This window comes from Streptomyces sp. NRRL B-24572 (assembly GCF_002156145.1).
Classification (GTDB): domain Bacteria; phylum Actinomycetota; class Actinomycetes; order Streptomycetales; family Streptomycetaceae; genus Streptomyces; species Streptomyces vietnamensis.
This window is the reverse complement of record NZ_MWIG01000783.1, coordinates 1-1478: the sequence shown is the minus strand read 5'-3', so window position 1 is coordinate 1478 and position 1478 is coordinate 1. Positions and strand designations below refer to the sequence as shown.

Here is a 1478-nt window from a genome sequence, read left to right as displayed (position 1 = left end):
GCGACGGTGACGGCGAGGACGGCGGAGCCGATCGCCAGCTGGCAGAGCCAGCCGGCGCCGGTGGCCCAGGCGCTCGCGGTGGCGAGCCGGAGCAGCCCCTCGCCGAGGCGGCCGACGTGGATCGGGACGGCCTGGCGGTGCGCGCCCCGCAGCAGCAGGACGGCGGTGAGGGTGATGCCGAGGGCGTTGGCGGCGGCGATGCCGACCGCGCCCCAGTGGTGGGCGCCGGGGACGCCGGCGGCGGCGGTCGTGGCGAGGCCCGCGGCCATGGCGGCGGCCGGGTACCAGAGGGGACGGGCGGCGGAGAAGTAGCAGCGGACGAGGGCGCCGACCATCGTCTGGCCGAGCAGGCCGAGCGCGTACACCCGCATGACGGCGGCGGTGGCGCTGGTGTCGGCGCCGGTGAACTCCCCCCTCTCGAAGAGCAGTTCGACGATCCGGGGGGCGGCGGAGATCACCGTCGAGGAGCCGACGAGCACGACGACGGCGGCGAGCAGCAGATCCCGCTCGACCCGGCGGCGGGCCGCCTCCGGGTCGCCCGCCGCGAGCGCGCGGGCGACCACCGGGAAGCTGACCGTGCACAGCATCAGGGAGAGGATCATCGGCATCTGCGCGACCTTCTGCGCGTAGTTCAGATGCGAGATGGCGCCGGCGGGCAGCGGCGCGGCGAGGAACCGCTCGATCAGGGTCTGGGACTGGCGGCACAGCGAGAACGCGACGACGGGCGCGATGAGCCCGAGGACCAGGATGCGGCCCTCACCGCCGGCGGCGGCGGGCGCGGCCGGCATCTGCCGCCGGGGCGTCCGCAGTTCACGCAGGAGCGCGGGGGCCTGGACGAGGACCATCAGGACCCCGCCGACGGCGACCCCGGCGGCGGCGGACCGCACCCCCCACGGCTCGCGCAGCACCAGGACGGTGCCGATGATCCCCACGTTGTACGCGACGTAGATCGCCGCCGGTGGCAGGAACCGGCCGTGCGCGCGCAGCGCCGCCGAGCAGTACCCGACCAGGGCGAAGGACAGCACGCAGGTCCCGGTGAGCCGCGTGCAGTCCACGGCGAGCGCCGGGTCGGGAAGACCCGGCGCGAGCGCGGCCACGAGCAGCGGCGCCGCGAGGATCAGGACGACGGCGGCGACACCGAGGGCGAGGACGATCCGGGGCAGCGTCCCGCGCACGAGGGCGCGCACCGGGTCGTCGGACAGGCCGGCCGAACGGCGGGCCAGGGCACGGGAGAAGGCGGGCACCAGGAGCAGCGCCATCGCGTCCTCGATGAGCAGCGTCGAGGCGAACTCGGGCACCGTCCACGCCACCAGGAACGCGTCGGTACCGGCCCCGGCCCCGAAGTACCCGGCCATGATCTGGTCCCGCAGGAGCCCGAGCACCGCCCCGGCCGCGGTGAGCCCCGCCGTCACGGCCGCCGCCTTCGCCAGGAAACCGCCGCCCCCGGGCGCCCCGGTACGGGGCACGCGCGCGCGTGC

1 protein-coding gene is annotated in these 1478 nt (G+C 76.6%); it reads right to left on the bottom strand.

Annotated elements, in window-relative coordinates; translation table 11 throughout:
• On the bottom strand, positions 1-1478 hold a 1478-nt coding region (gene murJ / locus CCN56_RS35810), incomplete at both ends, for a lipid II flippase MurJ (RefSeq protein WP_107484277.1).